Genomic DNA, 18,105 nt, shown 5'->3' with positions numbered 1-18,105 from the left:
GGTTGTCTCACCCCTTGGTTCGACCTCTGTTTGCAGATGCTCAGGCTGCCGCGGCGCTGGAAATCGACCCGTCTGCACGGACACGTTCCAGGACGCTGGAGACTGCTTCGATAGCGCGGTCCGCCTCGCTCTCCGTGATGACGAGAGGCGGAGACATAACCAGCACGTTCTCGTTGGCCATTCTGACGATGACGCCGGACTCTCGCTTGATGACGTCAGGAATTACGTTATCGGGAAGAGGCTGGCCTGTCTTTTTGTCGGCCACAAGTTCAATGGCGATGCCGAGACCAGCATGCCGGATCTCTCCAACGCTAGGAAGATCCTTGATCCGTTGAAGGCCGTCGGAGAAGTATTGCCCCATGACGTTGGCCCGCTCGACAAGCCGTTCCTCCTCGAGAATCCGAAGGTTTTCGAGGGCGATCGCGCAGGCAACCGGATGTCCGCTGTAGGTGTATCCAACCGGGAAGCCATGGCCTTCGCAAACCGCGTCGGCTATCTCGCGGGTCATCAGAACTGCACCGAGCGGAATGTAGCCGCTCGAAATCCCTTTCGCCGTCACCAGGATGTCGGGTTTGACATTGTACTTGTCTGCGCCAAACCACGAGCCGATACGGCCGAAAGCCGTTACGACTTCATCAAGGATCAACAGGATCCCGTTCTTGCGAAGGACCTGTGCGACACGCGGCCAGTAATCGTCGGGCGGGATGACCATGCCACCGACACCCATCACAGGCTCTCCGATCATGGCAGCAATGTTCTTTGAGCCAATTCGGGCGATGGTGGCTTCCAGTTCGGCGATACAGAAATCCGTTGTGGATTGCCCATTATAACGCCACGTCTGGAAGGGCTTGGGAGGAGTGAGATGGTGTACATGTCCGATACCTGGCCCAACGCCGGCCTTCAATCCGTCAAAGCCGGTTGCCGTGCCGCCCCCATAGGCAAGGCCGTGGTAGGCATCGTTGCGAGAGAGGATCCAGGTACGCTCTGGCTCGCCGCGGTGGGCATGGAAAAGCCTCGCGGTCTTGATCGCGGCATCATTGCTCTCCGAACCGCCGGACGTGAAATATACAACATCGAGGCCCGTCGGGCTGAGGGTCGCGAGTTTTGCAGCCAGGGCAATCGCCTTGTCGTTGGAAAACTCCCAGAAGGCGGTTGCATATTCGAGCGTTGACATCTGTTTGGCAGCGGCTTCCGCCATTTCGGGACGCCCATGACCGATCTGGGCCAACCACAGACCGCCCGTCATATCAAGATATTCCCGTCCGGCGACGTCCCACAGGTTGCACCCTTTGCCCTTGACGAAGATGGTTCGGTCCCGCGTCTCCAGCGGCAGAAAGGTATGGATCATGTGCTTGGAATCAAGCTGACGCAGGCGCTCATAGTCACTCATTGTTTTCACTCCCATGTTGAAATTTGCCGCACGTCGGCGAGCGCGACGGGCAATTGCGTTGAGATCTCGTTGGATCATGCTTCAGCGGTGGCCGCTGCGAACGTTTTGTCCAGCCGGTCATACAGTGCCGGATTTGTCCGACGTATGCGCAGCGCGGTCACTACACCTGCCGCGGCGATGACTATGACGAATGCCGGAAACAACGTCACGATCACGCTTTCGCTTCCTGTGAGCAGCGGAAGGTTTCGGGACACCTGTACGAATGCAGCCGTAAGAGCGAGGCCGGCTATCGCAGGAGCAACGAATACACGCAGCGCCGAGTGTTCGCCTGGCAGTTTGGCGAAATACGCAATGATCGAAATCGAGACCAGGACCTGGATCGCGAGAATTCCGATACCCGCGAATGCGACCATCCAGGAGAAGACGACGGCATAGGGATCGGCATTGATCAGCATAAACCCGATCAGGATAGCCGCAACCAAGACTGCCTGAATGCGGCCGGCGACATGGGGCGACGCATGCTTTTGATGGATGCGAGCAAAACCTGCCCACAGGAGACCATCCCGACCGAGAGCAAAGAAATAGCGGTTGAGTGTGTTGTGGAAGGAGAGGAGACAGGCAAAGAAGCTCGTCAGCAGCAACATGTTCATGGCAACGATGGACCAGTCGCCAAGTGTTCCGGCGATAGCACTGAAATAAAATGACTCCATCGATGCGTTCGCCTTGGCGGCGACGCTCGACGCGCCATAATATTGGACTACGGCCCAACTGACGAGCGCGTAGAAGAGGGTGATGATCGTGACGGCCGCAATCGTGGCACGCGGTATCGCCTTGTCAGGATTGGAAGCTTCTTCACCGAAGATTACCGTTGCCTCAAAGCCGATAAAGGCGCTGACCACGAAAACGAGAGTTACACCAATGCCCGGTGAAAAAATGTCGCTTGGCTTCAAGCCTGCCGTCGTCAGTCCCTCGGGACCGCCACCGTGGATTATGACCCCAACCGCAAAGAGGCTCAGGATCAATAGCTCGGCGATCATGCAGAAGCCGAGGAGACGTCCGGAAAATACGATGTGTCGTTGGCCGCACCAGGAAACGATAAGAAGAACTAGGAGTGACCATACCCACCAGGGCACACCGACGCCGAGCGGCGCAAGCGCTGCGTGCGCGAACAGGCCCAGCGAGGCATAAATGCCGATCTGGATTGTGAAATACGTGGCGATGGCGAGAAAGGCGCCGGCCACGCCAAGGGGGCGTCCGAGGCCCCGAGAGATATAAGTATAGAAGCCACCGGCGCTACTGACACTCCTCGCCATCGCAGTGAATCCGGCAGAGAAGATCAGGTAAAGAATCCCGACGAGTAGAAACGCCCCGGGCACGCCGATGTTTCCGAAAGCGAAGGCCGGCGGCGTAGCTCCTACAACCGCAGCCATAGGGGCCGCAGCCGCCACAACGAAAAAGACAATATGCGCCACACCAATTGAATTGGACGCGAGCGAACGCTTCTCAGCGACCGAGCTTCCCATGATAAACCTCCGAAGTTCCCGTTTATGGTTCTATTCTAGGTCTGGAGTTTGGGACTACGCTCCGGTCAGGTCTATTGCGGTTTGTGACAAAATTGCGATAATTTGCGCCAGGGCCCGCGACGGAGGACACGATGTGCCTGAGCTAACGTTGAAAGGTTTGGACCGCAAAAACGCGCTGATCCGCGTCTTTGTCCTGCAGGTTATCATCCAGGGATTGGCTGGCGAGGGCGACCGGCTGAATGCCCTCCTCAAGCGTCACAACCTTTCGGATGCGCGGCTTGGCAATCCTTACGCAACTGTCGATCTCTCTGATTATTTAGCATTCTTCGAAGATGCATCAGCAACCTTGTCGGACCCAGTTCTAGGGGCACGATTGGGAATGAATTTGCGGCCAGGAGACTTTTGGCCGATCGGCCTGATCTTGATGCAGGCTGGGTCAATAGGCTCTGCGCTTGGCCACTTCTGTCGGTACGCGCCGGCCTTCCAGACGGGGTCGAGCTTCTCGTTGCAAAGCTCCGCCGACGGATTGGTATGCAGCTATGATGTGCATAGTGCGCCCTTCGACCAGAACCTGTTCAGGCAAGACAACGAGTTTACACTCGCTTGCATCTGCAGCCAAATACGGACGGCCTTCGACAAAAAGTGGAAGCCTTTGGAGGTCCGCTTTAGACACCTGTCAAACGGTCAAGACCGACTCCTGGAACGTTTGTTTGATGCGCCCGTCTTTTTCGGGCAGACTCACAACTCCATGGTCGTGGATCCCCGGGAAGCCGAACAGCAGCATCGAAAGGAAGATCGGGAGCTGATAAGTATTTTGAACCAGCACCTCGGGACTCTCGTCGTCGCAAGCAATAGCGAGCTTTCCGCAGCCGAGCAGGTTCTGGCACTCATCCATGTGAAACTGGGAATTTCCAGCGTTGCAATCCCTGACCTCGCCAAGGAAATGCGGATGACTGCACGGAGCCTGCAGCGAAGGCTGGAAGAAGAAGGAACGACTGTCCGCGAAATACTGCAGGAGCACAGGAAGCGGATGGCCGAGAATTATCTCAGCAGAGGAGACATGACGATGGACGAGATATCGGTCGCACTCGGCTATGCTGAACCGTTGATATTCGCTCGAGCGTTCAAATCCTGGACCGGGTATAATCCAGTGCGTCCCGGCGGAAGCAGGACGCGATCTTAGCGTCTCGAGTAGCGTAGCGCTTCTTGCCCGCCAATCACAGCTTTTCGACGTTTAATCGCATCTGACGGATCACCCGAAGAAAAACCTCCAGCTCCTCTGGATCGACGCCAGCAATGAGCTGCTCTTCGCGCCTTACGGCTATGGCAAGAATGTTGTCGTGGAGGGTATAGCCCGTTGACGTCAAGCGCCAGTTTCTCCGGCGTGGATCGCTTTCGGATGCTTGGTTGCTTTCCACAAGTCCCTGATCGTTCAGCGTTGTCAGCGCTCGACTGACTGCAGCTTTATCAAGAGACACGAAATCGCAGATTCTCGCCGCTGGAATGTCGGGCTCTGCGGCAAGCATTGACATTGTTCGCCACGCGACAATGCCGACTCCGAATTTTTCAAGGTAGGTGTCAGACGCTTTGCGGGTTAGGGCATTATTGATGGATGACAGGAAGTAGGGAACGTAGGTTTCAAGATCGAGCACTGTCCTGTCGTGAGGCCCCAACTTCACCGGACTTGAAATTCTCGTCTTTCTGCTTTCCAATATCTCTTCGGTCACACGGGTTCCTCTAGGCCAGCCCTCCCAAGCTGAAACCCGCAGCCTTCAGATCATCATAGGTTGGCCCCGGACCAGCTGCGAGAATCTTGCGAGCCTTAATATGCTCGGCCGGATCATTGACGGTCTCGACTGCTATAAGCCTTTCCCGGCGAAAACGAAATGCAGCAATTTTTCCGCCTGATAGGACGGTATGAGTATCGTCGTGAGGCAGCGCAAGTCCCGCAATCTGCAGCTTGCACATTCCCTGGTCGGACCAGAACCATGGTCGACGATCATGAGGAACCGGCCTGCCTAAAATCGACAGTGCAACACTGCGGCCGTGGTCGCTTGCGTTTTGCACCGATTCCAGGCGCAAGTTTCTGCCTTCGCGGGGGCAGTCGAACGACGCGCAGTCGCCGATGGCAAAGATCCCGTCGTCGGATGTCCGCAAATGAGAATCAACACATATTCCAATCGTCGTATCGAGGCCGCACGCGGCGGCCAGTTGGTCATTTGGTTGTGCGCCGGTTGCGATCAGAACTATGTCAGCAGGGATAATCGGGCCGTCACGCAGTTGAACACCAAACACGATCCCTTCGCTTCCAACAATGCGCTCGATTTGAGCGGAGAGGCGTAAATCCACCCCCCGTTGTCGCAGACCGTCCGCCAGAGTTTCGGAGGTAATACCTGAAACCGCTCGCCCAAGACATCGCTCACCTGCTTCCACAACGGTGACTTGATGCCCGAGCCCTGCAAGAGCGGCGGCTGTCTCCATCCCTACAAAACCAGCACCGATCGCAACAATCCGTTTGTGGCAATCAAGCATTGTTCGAAGGCGCGTGGCGTCAGCCACGGTTCGCAGGCTGAGAACGCCGTGCAAATCACCTCCGGGAAGCGCCAGGGTACGAGCGCGGGCGCCTGTGGCAAAGATTAGATGGGTAAATGACAATCGCTTATCTTTGGAGTCAATCACCTCTCGTTCCATGCGATCGACGGCGATTATCGGTCGATCCGGCTCAATCGATATGTGCGACTTTTCCCAGAATCCCGAGGGCCGCAGCGCAAGGATATCCTCGCGACCATCCGACAAATAGGCCTTTGACAGTGGGGGGCGTTGATAAGGCAAACGCCCCTCATCGCCGAGCACGACGATCTCATCGTCAAAGCCTTCGGTGCGAAGGCTAACCGCCGCCTGTACTGCCGCCTGGCCGGCACCGATAATAAGGACACGTCGCTTCATATTTGCATCTCCGGCAGATGGACGATCAGTCCATCCATTTCCTCATTCAAGCGGACCTGACAGGATAGTCGGCTTGTGCTGCGTGGAGCTACGGCGGCACATTCCAGCATGTCGGTTTCGCCGTCTTTGCGGGAGCCCGCGCGCGCAATCCACTCACTATCGACAAAACAATGACAGGTGGCGCACATCATGGATCCACCACATTCGCCAATGATGCCCTCAACGCCGTTCGCCACTGCAACGTGCATGACTGTGTCCCCAGATTGCCCTTCACATTCGATGCGGCGACCGTCGGCGGTTACAAATACAACTACAGGCATGGTCTCCCCCTATGCTGCAAGAAAGCGGACCGGCAACTTGTCCAACGCCCGGATTGCATTGTTCGGTCGCCAGACTGGCGCACCGACCAGCTCTAAAGATCGAACGGCTTTGGCGAGTTCCGATAAAATGGCCTCTCCCTCCGCTCGGGCGACGTTCTGTCCGACACATCCGTGTATTCCGGCGCCAAAGGCCATGTGACCGGTTACCTTGCGCGAAATATCGAAACGCATGGGGTCATCCCAATGGTCGGGATCAGTGTTCGCAGCACCAAGTACACAAAGGACTTTGGTGCCCTCCGCGATCTTAGTACCGGCGACCTCGGTATCCGCAGCAGCCGTTCTACAGAAGGTGTGAACGGGGGACGTCAACCTCAGCGCTTCCTCAAAAACTGCGCGGGCGCGGGACGGGTCTTCGCGAAGAAGAGCATACTGATCCGGATTGTTTGCGAGACACCATAGTGCGTTTCCGATTCCAGTAACGGTGGTGTCCACGCCGGCCGACAACAAGGATCTGACAAGCATGCCCGCTTGTTCTGGTGTGATCTCTCCGGCGTCAGATGCAGCATAGATTGCTTCACCAAAGCCTCCCGGCAAGAGCTTTTCACGGGAGCATTGGTTCGTGATCCAGGGGACTATATCGGCGGCCTTTGCAAGTGCGTCCCGACGCAAGTGGTTGTCAGGTCCAAGGGCATTAAATACCATCGCGCCATAGTCAGTCATTCGTCGAGCATCACGTTCGCGAAGGCCGACGGCGCGCGGGAAAACATCTGTCGGGAAGGCTTCCGCAAGGTCGACGACCGCATCGAACGGGGCGCCACGGTCGAGGAGTCGGCGAATTAAATCCTTAGCCGATCGCGCAAAATCCTCCTTTAGCTGCATAACCGCTTTCGGCGATAGCGCCCGAGCCATCACGGCTCTGGTTAGCGTGTGCGCGGGCGGATCGACCTCAAGAATGATGCTGGGCGGGCGCCATGGCTCGACGAGGCCAAAATCCGTGAGCCCGACGCCGCGCGAACTGACAAATCGCTGCCAGTCGGAGAATATCTCGCGCGTGACGGCAAAGGTACCACTAGCAAGAACCGAGTATTTCGGGATGTAGACGAGGGGCCCTTTTTGCCTCAGTTCGGTATAATATTCGTGCGGGTCCCTTAAAATGTCTTCGTCATAGGGGTCGATATCCCAAAGCGGAATTCCTTTCGGGCATTCAACGGCAGTGTGGCCTTCAACTAGCGGCATGAACTTCCTCCCTGATTTGCAACCTGTCCCTAAGTTGTGCGCGTGCGTGGATGCACTGCACCGGGCGTGCCTCGACAGGCCCGGCAACTTTAAGTGTTTATTCGATGGAACGTCGGCTCTGAACGACCGCCTTCGTCGGCTGTGTCGCCAGAGCAGGAGCCCGAGTCGTTGGCTAGGTGACGACCGCGCAGTCGATGCGGTGGACAACGAATACAAACGCCGACTCTCTCGAACCGCATCGTGCTGTCTCCTCCTGCACGAGTTGCGATCACAACACGATAGTTAAGACATATGAGTTGCGATGTCAACTTAGATGCGGTCGGCGACATGAGGACCTAGTCAGAGCCGGCAACTACGTTCCATCTCGCTTCGCTGAGATCGCGCGCCTTTGAGGCCGACTGCAAACCAGTCCCAGCCTACGCTCCGACAATCGAGAGGCGGCTGCCCAGCTCCGCTGGCCCCGTTGCGCGGGACCGGCGAGACCTACGTCGGTGTCCGTCGGCTAGTGGCTGTTTCTGTATCGTCCCATCGACAAACAAAGAAGTCCGGGCGACTTGCCGCTCATTGTGAAGCGCGATCTCTATGCCGCAAAGCGCTTCTTTTGCCAGGCTTCTGGCTCACCGGCGGGCAGGCCGTCAATGACCAGAGCGATCTGATGGGCTTCACTTTGGACTTCAAAAGGTTCGCAAAGCGTGAAACACGCCCTTTAAGAGGGGAATTGCGGCCAAACCATCTCGCGACAAGCGCGTATCCGCCGCACTCGGTTATGCCGAGGCGACGGTGTCTTCAGGGGATTCCAATCCTGGACAAGCAGTAACCGCTTCATCAGAAGCGCGGTGGGCATCAGCCATGCATTGAAGGCGGGGATGTGGATCCACCCTCAGCTTCGTCCGTTCGACCTGATGCGAGCCGTGGACTCCGGCGTGAAAACAAGGCCATGACTTTTTCCCATCAACTAATGTAGCTGCATATCACAATGCTACATCGGATAGCCTGTCGATTGCCGACCAGATGCGCTTTGCATATCGAGGGTCGAAAAGCGCGTGATATCCTCCTGTATGCCAGAAGACGACGGGGCCTTTCAGCTCGTTCTTCGAAGCCAAATCTATGATCGCCGCGACAGCTTTGCCGCTGTAGACGGGATCGACTAGCACGCCCTCTGTCGTTGCCAATAAGTCGATCGCTTCATATACGCCGGTGGCGGGTAGCCCGTACCCATCGCCGAGATAGGCCTCGGTAATGTTGATATGATCGCGTGTCAGCTCAAGATCTGCGTTTATCAGGCGAGCACCACCGCGGGCGTGCGAAAGATATGTGCCAACCACATCGGGATAAACGTCTTCTGCTACGACAACGCCGCGGATTTCGCTTTCAAAACCATGGAGTGCATTTCCAAGGACTAGCCCGGCGTGGGTTCCGCCCGAGGAACTCGCGTGAACGATTGTCCCGACAGTCCGCCCGTGCTCACGCATTTGTTCGCGCAGTTCGTTGTACGCCAGAGCAAACCCTAGGCAGCTTCGTTCAGAAGCACATCCTATCGGCAGCCGATAGACTCGCTCCCCGGATTGTTCGAGTTCGCGGACAACTGTCTCTGCTTGCCGTGCAAGTTCAAGCCAACTGACATTGCCGACAAATCGAAGGTCCGCGCCCAAGAGGCCATCGAGCATTAGATTGCCAACAGGCTCGTGCGGCTCATCATGAGAAAGGAGCAGCGTGCATTTAAGCCCGAGGACTGCGCTAGCCGCGGCAACTGCACGCGTAGCATTGGAAAGGCGCGAGCCTTCCGCAACCAGGTGCGTTGCGCCGCTCGCCACAGCGTGGGCCAGTTCGACTTCGAGCTTGCGGACCTTGTTGCCGGCGAGACCGACGGAGCCGATGTCGTCCCGCTTGCACCAAACCTCGACACCGATCGCCTCACTGAAGCGTTCGAGATGCTGTACTGGCGATACAAACCCGCGCAGATCAAGGCGAGGCAAACCTTTAAGCGTTTCCAGAGTAGTCATCCAAAATCCTCTACACATCGTCAGATGAGAACCCTATACACAAGGACAGATACTGAAATCCGGACAGTAGATACGTGGCTTCTGACAAAATGACTGGCGGGAATGGCACGGGGAGCGATCAAACGCTTCCGCCGGAGTCGATCGCCATGAAGATCGTACAATTGGCCGAAGTCACCTCTTTCCCGATGGATCGGCACAGCTGGGGTCAATTCGTATACTCCGTCGCAGGCGTCATCGAGCTCACCGTGAAGGGAAGCCGCTACGCGGCACCGCCCGATTTCGGCGTGTGGCTGCCGCCAGAGACCGAACATCTGGCCTGGGCCGGCCACGAGACCTCATACCTCTTGCTAGACATCGAACAGAGACTCTGCGACCGCCTGCCGCGTAAGGCCAGTGTTCTCTCCGTCGGGCCCATCGCCAAAGCGATCCTCCTAGACCTTAAAAGGCGTGGGATAGGCGAGCCTGGAACTGCAGATGATGCCCGGTTGATGCGCGTTCTGGTCGATCAGCTAAGTGTAGGGTCGCATCTCGAGAGCTTCCTGCCTCTGTCGGAAGATCGCGCACTGAAGCAGGTGCTGGAATCCCTCTGTCAGAACCCCGGCGACGGCCGCTCTCTTGAGGAATGGGCAAGCCACGTTCACAGCACGGAACGCACCTTGGCCCGGCGCTGTAAACGCGATCTTGGGATGAGCTTCGTGAAGTGGCGACAGCGGCTTCGCCTCTCCCGGGCAATTGCCATGCTTTCGGACGGCCTTTCCGTTCAAACGGTCGGACACAAGCTGGGTTACAGCACGACCTCGGCATTCATTGCAATGTTCCAGGGGGCGATTGGTGCGACGCCGAACGCATTCCGAGGTAGCTTGCGGGAGGAGGATGAGGGGTTCCGGTGAACCGAGGATGCCATTTTAGGCCGGGCAGTCGACAGGCGTCGTCTTTCGAACCAACAGGGATCAAATGTCGAACGGGGGCCGAAGCCCCCGCGAAATGTCAGAACTTGCCGTTCTGGTTTTTCCATTCTACCTGGGCTGGGATGGTTTCGATCGTATCCCAGTGCTCGGCAATCTTGCCGTTCTCAACCCGGAAGAGGTCGTAGAACGATGTTGCCTTGTCCGCGAATGTGCCTTCGCTGACCGTCAGGACAAAATCGCCCTTGCCGAGCACCTTATGGACCTTGACATACCTCATGGTGACGCCGGCATCGGCCATCGCCTTCAGGGCTACGCCAAGACCAGACAAGCCGTCGCCGATCTGCGGGTTATGTTGTGTGTAGTTGTCGCCGTCGAAATAGCCCGTGAGCTTTTCCATCCGGCCGTTGACCAGAATGTCATCGACGAAGGCTGCAACTAGCGTCTTGTTGGCTTCTGTTTTGTTGAGGTCCCTCGCCTCCGTTGGTCCGTCGATCATCGTGTGGCCGCTGGCATTAGGGCCGGCCGTTTCTTGAAGATTGTCCCAATGTTCGACGATCTTGCCATTTTCGAAGCGGAAGATGTCGAAACCGATCTTCGGTCCGAAGAAATCGTAGTCAGTGTGGGAGAAAACGAAATCGCCGTCCTGGAACACTCGCACAGTATTCACCTTGGCCGCCCCCTTCGGAAGGGCAGCAAGCAGTTCTCCGAAGCCCTTCAAGCCGTCGGCCGCACCAAGATTATGCTGGATGTACTTATCAGAATTGATCACGCCGACGGGCTCGGCCGCACCGGTTTCGATAGCTTTGAGAAGGTCGACGACCTGCTTTTCTTGGTGGGTCATTTGGATCTCCGTTGCATGAGCGGAGATAACCGGCAGGCTAGCTCCGAGGGGGAGGATTGCCGCCATCGCTAGCACGAGGCGGCGTGGGAATGTGGTTTCCATGATATGTAACCATTTCTGTAGCATATAATATGTATCTAACTGTGTTACATATTAATGTAAAGCCGTGCTCGGCGAAAAAACGGATTTCGTTCACCCGGCTGACTTGATGTCTAAAATATCGGTGGCGAGATCAGCGATGGTCGTGCGCGAGAGCTCGTGTTCCATCGCGGTTTCGACCGTGGCAAGACGACCGCGCAGGACCTTGCTGATGTTCCGCCCGACCGGACATTGAGGGTTGGGTTCCTGGTGCAGCGGGAAAAGCGTGAAGTCTTCATCGATTGCCCGATGCACGTCGAGCAACGTGATCGAGGAACCCGAGCGCGCCAGCAATGCCCCGCCCCCGCTTCCCATCTGGGAAATCGTCAACCCTGCCTTGGTCAGTTGGGAAAGGAGCCGCCGGATGACCGTCGGATTGGTGTTCACGCTCGATGCGATTAGCTCTGACGATGCAGGGGACCCCTCCTGAGACTGAAGAAAGGTCAGGATGTGCGTGGCAACTGCAAAGCGCGTATTCATGGGGTCCTCAATGTGTGCCTTATACAGGCACACATTGCATGTGCGCAAGGGAGCTCGCCGATACACGGTCTCGATCAATCTAAGAAGCGACATCTGTCAGGCTGCCAATTCCGCTGCTGAGTTTGAGCGCTCACGCCGCATGAAACAGACCTAGTGGGATTGGTCCCGTCTCCACCTCGGTGGCATCTCGTAGCCGCCGAGCCTGTCATGGAGGAGTTGAGCAAAGCGAAGGGTCGTGCGATCTTCGAGGAAATCGCCGACAATCTGGGCTCCAGCGGGCAGCCCGTCGACGAAACGACGTGTCGGCACGACGGTTGAAGGCAAGTTTGCGACGGTGACGACCCCCGGCCACAGGAGATTATCAAGATAGGGCCGCTTTTCGCCGCTGATCTCAATCGTCCGTGCAAGTTGTTCTACATGATCCGCACCATGATGATCATGTGGAAAGGCAACCGTCGACATGACGGGGCAGATCAGGACATCAAACTCACGGAAGTAGGCCGCCCATTTTCTTCTCATCTGTTCGCGATGCTCAAGATGGCCTTGCCAGGTCCTCAAAGCTTGTGTCGTGGCGGCGGCGATCCACTCCCCGTAAGGGCCGTGATCACCGCCAACTGCCTCTCGTGCTGCGATGCTGGCATCGTAGATCTTCTGTGGCGCGCTTGCGCAAAACTCGCCGAACAGCGTCTTGAAATAAGTACTTTGGGAAGCGGAGGGATCTATATCGGGTCGTGCGGCTCGGACATTCGCACCCAACCTCTTGAGATCTTCTACCAGTCCCTCGATGGTGTCGCCATATCGGGTATCGACGGGGTAGCTTTTTTCGTCGAGCCAAACGGCAACCCGGAAGTCTTCAAGCCGCTGGTGGCGGGTTTCAGGAAGAGGCCAATGATTTGCATCACGCGAGCTGTCCTTGGGCCGTGAAATGACGTTGAACAGAAGTTCGAGATCGTGGGGATCCCGCGCCATCGGTCCCGCAACCAGCATTTCGGCTTTGCGCAGAGAATTCGGACCTGGCGGGACATGACCTTGCACGGGTACCACGCCATAACTTGATTTGTGGCCATAAACGCCGCAGAAGTGCGCCGGGCATCGTATTGACCCTCCGACGTCGCTGCCGATTTCAAGAGGTGTCATGCCCGCGGCAAGCGCGGCCGCGGCTCCGCCTGAAGATCCGCCGGGCGTCCTGGCAAGATCCCAGGGATTGTTGGTCGAGCCATAGATCGCATTGTAGGATTGATGATCACCTGCGCCTTCTGGCACGTTTGACTTACCGAAAATGACGGCGCCGGCCTCGCGAAGGGCGGTGACGACCTCCGAGTCACTCTCTGGCATGTAACCGGATAGATGCGGCAGGCCTCCGGTGACGGGCATGCCAACGACGCTGAAGACGTCCTTGATTGTCATAGGCAGTCCGTGCAGGCTGCCCGTGTCCTCACCACGGCAGCGCGCCTCGTCGGCCAGTCTTGCCTGGTGTCTGGCTCTGTCCTCATCGAAGGCCACGATCGCATTGATTTCGGAATTTACAGCGCACACCTGGTCGAGATGCAAGTCGAGCAATTCGACCGCGCTTATCTGTCCGCTGCGCATTTGCCCTAGCATCTCGGTCGCTGTTTGGAAAACGCCCGATCTGGTCGTTCCGCTGTCTTTGGGATTCACGTTGGGCTCCATTTCGTTTAGAGGGTCAGACGATCAGGAGATCCGTCAGCCGGGGATCTGCCGAAAGCACTGAGGAGTTGCCCGAGATCGCGGGACGGCCATGATCCAGAACTATGACCCGCCTGCAGATGCTCATGGCCAGTTGAGGGTTTTGATCGACGAGAAGCAGCGCTATGCCCTGTTGGGCCGACACCGCGACAAGGACATCGACAAGCAATTCGACGATTGACGGCTGCAATCCCTGGGTCAGTTCGTCGATAATGATCAGCCGGGAGCCCGTCATCAATGCACGTGCAATCGCAACCTGCTGCTGGAGGCCACCAGAAAGCGTCCCAGCGAACTGGTGAGAGCGCAACGCCAAGTCAGGAAAATAAGAGAAGACGTCAAGCGAACAGCGCCGGTATGCGTTCATTCTGGCCAATCGAAGATTCTCGTCGACGGTCAAGCGTGGAAAGACGCCGCGCGTGTCGGGTAGGAAGGTCACGCCTGCCCTGGATAGTGCCGCCGGCGACCGCGGTGGCAGGGGAACTCCGTCAATTGAGATCGTACCGCGGCTTCGATCGGCGAGGCCCATGATCATCCTGAGGAGTGTCGTTTTACCCGTTCCGTTGCGGCCAAGTAGCGCCAGAGTTTCACCTTCGTCCAAGGTAAGCGAAACCTCATTGACGATCTCTATGTCCTTGTAGCCCCCAGAGAGTTCCCTAATGTCGAGCAACATTGTCACCTCTGTCCGAGATAGGAGCGTCGAACGTCGGGATCAGCGGAAACCTGATCCATCGTTCCCTCTTTCAATATGCGGCCCTGATGCAGGCAGATGACCCTGTCTGCGAGCTTCCTCACGAGTTCCATGTCGTGTTCCACGCAAACGATCGCGCATCCGGTCCCCTGTCGCAGCTCTTTCAGATCCTCAACGAGCAGTTCGGATTCATTACGAGCCAGCCCGGCCGCCGGCTCGTCAAGCAGAAGCAAGTCCGGTCGCCTTGCCAAAGCCATGGAGATTTCGAGCATGCGGCGTTCACCGAGGGATAGCTTTCCTACGGGCACGTCTCCGCGCATCTGCTCCAGTCTCCGATAGCGCTCCGGCTGCACGTCGCATGCGCTTCCCTCTTGCCGCGCAAGCGCCATGTGGTCGCCGACAGTGAGTTCTGGAAATAGGCTTGGCACCTGAAATGTGCGTGACAGCCCGACGCGTGCTCTCGTGCTCGAAGACGTTCCAGTCACGTAACTGCCCCTCAGGAGGATTGTGCCGTTGCTCGACGGCAATTGCCCGGAGATGGCATTGAGCATGGTGCTCTTGCCTGCACCGTTCGGTCCGATGATGCACACGATCTCGGAGGACCGGATAGATAAGTCGAGCTTGTTGATGATGGCCGATCCGCCCATACACACAACAAGATCACGCGTCTCAAGACAGATATCAGTTGTGGCTGTGTCCTGAGCCAATCGTGGCTTGCGGAAGTCCGGCGGCTTAATTGGAGCGACATACTCACCTTTTTCGAACAGGCCGACGATACCGCGCGGCATGAAGAGGACGCTGAGCACAAAAAGGACACCGAGAATGAGGAGATAATAGTCCCCGACCGAACCTGCCAGAGCGTCCTGACCGTAGACTGCAACGAGGGCGCCCGCGAAGGGTCCAACCAAGGTTCCTCGGCCACCCAGTGCCACCCAGACTAGCGCCTGCGTCGACAACAGGATGCCGACTCTATCAGGCGTGACGGTGGTGATGAGAGGAGCTGCCATCGCTCCTGCGAGCGTCGCGATAGCGGCGCCGATCACGAAGGCGACAACACGTGTTGAATGGGTGCCGATACCCAGATGTTCGGCCTGCTGCTCGTTGAGCCTGATCGCCGTCAGGCGGTTCCCAAGTCTACGGTCGAAGACGCACATCTTGGTGGCGAGAACTACCAACGTGATCAGCGCAAGCGCACTCCAATAGTATAGATTTGCGTCGCTTGGTGGGGCGACAAACAGACCGTTGCTACCGCCTGTAACGCCAACCCATGTTATGGCTATCTTTTCGGCGAGCAATGCCATGGCCAGTGTCAGCACGGCCATTGTCGATGGGCTGGAAGCGCGCCGCAATCCCGCCCCCCCAATGGCGGCGGCAACGATGCATGAGACCGCGAGCGCCCCGAGAACACCCCAGCCCGCCCAGATGTCTGACTTGGCTGCCAACCCGATGCCATAGGCCCCGCAACCGAAGAAGATCGCCTGCCCGATCGTCACTATACCCGCTCGACCCCATGCGACATCAAGGCCGAAGGCAAACAGACCGTACAGCAGCGCCAAGGCCACCAGTTCGACTTGAAAGGGGCCGACTAAAAAAGGGACCAAGGCAAGCACCGAAGCCCCAAGCACGGCAGTATAGCCCCCGTTGGACATTAGTTTAGGCATCATGGTGACCATTTCATCTACCCGATTGCACACCCCAAACGACCGGCAATAGACTGGTCGAGAATCTCGATGCCGTGGTTCGGGATTGGCTGGCACAATTTACAGCACGTCTCGACCGGTCAGCAGGTCAGCCCAGAGGGCAAAACGCCTGCATTCTCCGCGATCTTCCAGGTTCCCCCCGGCAGGATCTCGCAGACATACATGGGGTAATCGACCCCGCGAGATGCTGGGGCGACCTTGAGCGCACCCTCACTGAGGATCGACCGCACTTCGAGGTTATCAAAGGCTTGGAGGACCTTGGCGGCATCGAATGATCCGGCGCGCTCGATTGCCGCTGCAATGAAGTTCCAGCAGTCGAATGCTGATGACGCGACCGACGGTATAGGTCCCTCGCCATATGCCTCCTTATATTGCCGGACGAACTCAGCGTTGCGTTCGTTGCTGATTTCGGGCGTGTACCTCGCCACTGTGAACTGGCCATCAATGGCACTGCCAAGCGCAGGATAGAATTCGGGCTGCAGCGAAATTCCGGTGACCTTCGTCTTCACCAGAAAGCCGAGACTCTCCGCGGCCTTGATGAAGGCAATCGCATCGCCGCCGACAACGCTGGAAAGCACCACGTCGGGCCCGGCCGCCTTAAGCTTCGATATGACACTGGACCAGTCTCCCGTACCCAAAGGAGCAAACTCTTCTGCCAGGACCGTGCCGCCGGCCGCGGTGAGCTTCGTCTTGGCATAATTCGTATAGTCCCGCGGGAACTGATAGTCGCTGCCCACAAAAGCCCACCTCTTGCCGAAACGACTCGTCATGAAGGGTATGATCGGATCGATCATTTGCGAAACGGTTTCGCCGAGGGGAATCATGCTTCCGCCACAGCTGTCGGCCTTGGTCGCGGCAGTTGCATAGTTGCCCGCTTCCAACTGAACAAAGGGCGTGCGATAAATCGAAGCGATCCCGCGGACGGCAGTTGTCTCGTCGTACGTTACGGTGCCGACGACTAGATCTACCTTTTCTTGCTGGATGAACTTCTTGGCGATCATGCTCGCCATAGATGGCTGGGACTGATTGTCCTGGGTAACCATCTCGACCGGCTTTCCACCCAGTCCTCCAATGGCATTAATCTTGGCCAGCCCGAGTTCCAGCCCACGTCGCATCGCTTCCCCTTCGGGCGAGATCGGACCCGTAAGTGGTGCAATGAAGCCGATCTTTAAAGAGCGGTCTGCCGTGAACCCGCTGGCGAGAGAGGGCCTCGTCCAAGTTCCGTTAACCCCAGCCATCACAGCGGTGCCAACAGCTCCCTTCAATAAGCCGCGCCGCGAGATACTGCTGGACCCAGTCATATCAGATCTTATAAGTTTCATGTCATATTCCCCTTTTTTTTAATTTCAACGTTATGCCGCGCGGCCAGATAGTCACGATGATCACAAGCAACGCCAACAGAATTCCTTCCGCGATCGTCACCTGGAATTGCCATTTGAGGATTATGAGCAGCAATTGAACGATCGCAGCTCCGATGATAGGGCCCTTGATGGACCCTTGACGTGCAATCAGGACGCTAAAGAACGCCGGAGCGATGAAGCTCAACCCCATAGTCGGGGTGATAGAGAGCGTTGGAGCAATCAGAGCACCAGCAAGGAGTGCCATCGCTGATGCGATTGCAAAGACGAGCGTGAACACATGCTGCGGTGCGATGCCCAGAACCGACGCCATCTCGACATTGTCGATGGAGGCCCGGATCCGCAGACCAATGTTTGTCTTGTAGACAAGAAGAATGACAACAATGACTGTCATCAGCATGCCCGCGCTGGCAAACAAACGGTAGAGGGGATAGGTGACACCCAGGATTTCAACCGACGCCGTCACCGGCATGTTGACGCCCTTCTGGGATATGGAGAAGGCGACCGAGACTAGTTGCTGCAGGACAAGCCCTATGCCCCACGTCGCAAGCAAAGTGGCTATGAAGCCCCGGTGATAGACCCATCGCAGCACGAAGCGCTCGAGGATAAAACCGAGGCAGAGGCCGATGAATATAGTGAACCCGAGCGCGGCAACGAACGGCATGTCGCGCATTGCATACATGCAGTATGCACCGACCATGACCATGTCGCCCTGCGCAATGTTGACGATCTTGAGCTCCCCCATGATGAGCCCGAGGCTTAGCGCGATGAGCGCTAGCGCTGAAAACGCCCAAAAAAAATCCAGGATCAACTGAACCAACACGCCTTCGCCCCATCAGCACACACCAGCCTCTTGCGGTGTTCTGA

16 protein-coding genes are annotated in these 18,105 nt (G+C 57.2%); 2 read left to right on the top strand and 14 right to left on the bottom strand.

All coding sequences use genetic code 11. The features are described 5' to 3' along the window. Positions 1–40: 40 nt before the first annotated feature. Both EFQ99_RS29475 and EFQ99_RS29470 read right to left on the bottom strand, forming a co-directional pair. A complete protein-coding gene (locus EFQ99_RS29475) occupies positions 41–1,390 on the bottom strand; it encodes an aminotransferase family protein (RefSeq protein ID WP_126924685.1) in 1,350 nt (449 codons plus the stop codon). A 74-nt stretch (positions 1,391–1,464) separates the two neighbouring features. Continuing rightward, on the bottom strand, positions 1,465–2,913 hold the full coding sequence (locus EFQ99_RS29470; RefSeq protein ID WP_126924684.1) for an APC family permease: 1,449 nt from the start codon (positions 2,911–2,913) through the stop codon (positions 1,465–1,467). Between the two features lie 133 nt (positions 2,914–3,046). On the opposite strand from EFQ99_RS29470, the gene EFQ99_RS29465 reads away from it, so the two are divergent. Next, on the top strand, positions 3,047–4,096 hold the full coding sequence (locus EFQ99_RS29465) for an AraC family transcriptional regulator (protein ID WP_126924683.1): 1,050 nt from the start codon (positions 3,047–3,049) through the stop codon (positions 4,094–4,096). A 34-nt stretch (positions 4,097–4,130) separates the two neighbouring features. Here the strand turns inward: EFQ99_RS29465 and EFQ99_RS29460 are convergent, their stop codons facing one another. From EFQ99_RS29460 to EFQ99_RS29440, 5 genes are all read right to left on the bottom strand, one after another. Next, positions 4,131–4,640, bottom strand: coding sequence for a MarR family winged helix-turn-helix transcriptional regulator (locus tag EFQ99_RS29460; RefSeq protein WP_126924682.1), 510 nt, complete (start codon positions 4,638–4,640; stop codon positions 4,131–4,133). Between the two features lie 10 nt (positions 4,641–4,650). Next, positions 4,651–5,859: an NAD(P)/FAD-dependent oxidoreductase gene (locus EFQ99_RS29455; RefSeq protein ID WP_126924681.1), complete on the bottom strand. Its 1,209-nt coding sequence runs from the start codon at positions 5,857–5,859 to the stop codon at positions 4,651–4,653. Further along, positions 5,856–6,179, bottom strand: coding sequence for a 2Fe-2S iron-sulfur cluster-binding protein (locus tag EFQ99_RS29450; protein WP_126924680.1), 324 nt, complete (start codon positions 6,177–6,179; stop codon positions 5,856–5,858). Before EFQ99_RS29450 ends, EFQ99_RS29455 begins: the two co-directional genes overlap by 4 nt. A 9-nt stretch (positions 6,180–6,188) precedes the next feature. Beyond that, entirely contained in the window at positions 6,189–7,415 is a 1,227-nt protein-coding gene (locus tag EFQ99_RS29445; protein ID WP_126924679.1) for a cytochrome P450, read from the bottom strand. Between the two features lie 971 nt (positions 7,416–8,386). Beyond that, positions 8,387–9,418, bottom strand: a complete 1,032-nt coding sequence (locus EFQ99_RS29440) for a 1-aminocyclopropane-1-carboxylate deaminase/D-cysteine desulfhydrase (protein ID WP_126924678.1) — start codon at positions 9,416–9,418, stop codon at positions 8,387–8,389. Positions 9,419–9,564: 146 nt separating this feature from the next. Between EFQ99_RS29440 and EFQ99_RS29435 the strand changes: the two genes are divergently transcribed. Then, positions 9,565–10,308 carry an AraC family transcriptional regulator gene (locus EFQ99_RS29435; protein WP_245441603.1) on the top strand — a complete coding sequence of 248 codons (744 nt, stop codon included), beginning with the start codon at positions 9,565–9,567 and terminating at the stop codon, positions 10,306–10,308. 97 nt (positions 10,309–10,405) lie between these two features. Here the strand turns inward: EFQ99_RS29435 and EFQ99_RS29430 are convergent, their stop codons facing one another. The 7 genes from EFQ99_RS29430 to EFQ99_RS29400 all read right to left on the bottom strand — a co-directional run bounded on the left by EFQ99_RS29430 (position 10,406) and on the right by EFQ99_RS29400 (position 18,058). After that, positions 10,406–11,269, bottom strand: a complete 864-nt coding sequence (locus EFQ99_RS29430; RefSeq protein ID WP_208722837.1) for a nuclear transport factor 2 family protein — start codon at positions 11,267–11,269, stop codon at positions 10,406–10,408. A gap of 90 nt (positions 11,270–11,359) precedes the next feature. Continuing rightward, the gene (locus tag EFQ99_RS29425; RefSeq protein ID WP_126924677.1) at positions 11,360–11,785 is read right to left on the bottom strand and encodes an Rrf2 family transcriptional regulator; all 426 of its coding nucleotides are present in this window, start codon (positions 11,783–11,785) and stop codon (positions 11,360–11,362) included. Between the two features lie 150 nt (positions 11,786–11,935). Then, positions 11,936–13,444 (bottom strand): amidase, encoded by a 1,509-nt coding sequence (locus EFQ99_RS29420; protein ID WP_245441602.1) that lies wholly within the window; start codon positions 13,442–13,444, stop codon positions 11,936–11,938. A gap of 25 nt (positions 13,445–13,469) precedes the next feature. Beyond that, on the bottom strand, positions 13,470–14,162 hold the full coding sequence (locus EFQ99_RS29415; RefSeq protein ID WP_126924675.1) for an ABC transporter ATP-binding protein: 693 nt from the start codon (positions 14,160–14,162) through the stop codon (positions 13,470–13,472). Between the two features lie 2 nt (positions 14,163–14,164). Continuing rightward, entirely contained in the window at positions 14,165–15,853 is a 1,689-nt protein-coding gene (locus tag EFQ99_RS29410; protein WP_126924674.1) for a branched-chain amino acid ABC transporter ATP-binding protein/permease, read from the bottom strand. Between the two features lie 107 nt (positions 15,854–15,960). Continuing rightward, positions 15,961–17,202, bottom strand: a complete 1,242-nt coding sequence (locus EFQ99_RS29405; RefSeq protein WP_126924673.1) for an ABC transporter substrate-binding protein — start codon at positions 17,200–17,202, stop codon at positions 15,961–15,963. Between the two features lies 1 nt (position 17,203). Continuing rightward, positions 17,204–18,058 carry a branched-chain amino acid ABC transporter permease gene (locus tag EFQ99_RS29400; protein ID WP_164736462.1) on the bottom strand — a complete coding sequence of 285 codons (855 nt, stop codon included), beginning with the start codon at positions 18,056–18,058 and terminating at the stop codon, positions 17,204–17,206. Between the last annotated feature and the right edge of the window lie 47 nt (positions 18,059–18,105).

Origin of the sequence: Rhizobium vallis (genome assembly GCF_003985155.1) — a bacterium.
GTDB classification, from domain to species: domain Bacteria; phylum Pseudomonadota; class Alphaproteobacteria; order Rhizobiales; family Rhizobiaceae; genus Rhizobium; species Rhizobium vallis.
Note: the sequence above shows the minus strand (reverse complement) of the source record. Positions and strands in the feature narration are given on the sequence as shown.

What these genes read in the sequence shown, in the direction of transcription:
- EFQ99_RS29475 (WP_126924685.1), bottom strand. Translation starts at nt 1,390, where the DNA reads ATGAGTGACTATGAGCGCCTGCGTCAGCTTGATTCCAAGCACATGATC.
- EFQ99_RS29470 (WP_126924684.1), bottom strand. Translation starts at nt 2,913, where the DNA reads ATGGGAAGCTCGGTCGCTGAGAAGCGTTCGCTCGCGTCCAATTCAATT.
- EFQ99_RS29455 (WP_126924681.1), bottom strand. Translation starts at nt 5,859, where the DNA reads ATGAAGCGACGTGTCCTTATTATCGGTGCCGGCCAGGCGGCAGTACAG.
- EFQ99_RS29450 (WP_126924680.1), bottom strand. Translation starts at nt 6,179, where the DNA reads ATGCCTGTAGTTGTATTTGTAACCGCCGACGGTCGCCGCATCGAATGT.
- EFQ99_RS29445 (WP_126924679.1), bottom strand. Translation starts at nt 7,415, where the DNA reads ATGCCGCTAGTTGAAGGCCACACTGCCGTTGAATGCCCGAAAGGAATT.
- EFQ99_RS29440 (WP_126924678.1), bottom strand. Translation starts at nt 9,418, where the DNA reads ATGACTACTCTGGAAACGCTTAAAGGTTTGCCTCGCCTTGATCTGCGC.
- EFQ99_RS29435 (WP_245441603.1), top strand. Translation starts at nt 9,565, where the DNA reads ATGAAGATCGTACAATTGGCCGAAGTCACCTCTTTCCCGATGGATCGG.
- EFQ99_RS29430 (WP_208722837.1), bottom strand. Translation starts at nt 11,269, where the DNA reads ATGGAAACCACATTCCCACGCCGCCTCGTGCTAGCGATGGCGGCAATC.
- EFQ99_RS29425 (WP_126924677.1), bottom strand. Translation starts at nt 11,785, where the DNA reads ATGAATACGCGCTTTGCAGTTGCCACGCACATCCTGACCTTTCTTCAG.
- EFQ99_RS29415 (WP_126924675.1), bottom strand. Translation starts at nt 14,162, where the DNA reads ATGTTGCTCGACATTAGGGAACTCTCTGGGGGCTACAAGGACATAGAG.
- EFQ99_RS29410 (WP_126924674.1), bottom strand. Translation starts at nt 15,853, where the DNA reads ATGGTCACCATGATGCCTAAACTAATGTCCAACGGGGGCTATACTGCC.
- EFQ99_RS29405 (WP_126924673.1), bottom strand. Translation starts at nt 17,202, where the DNA reads ATGAAACTTATAAGATCTGATATGACTGGGTCCAGCAGTATCTCGCGG.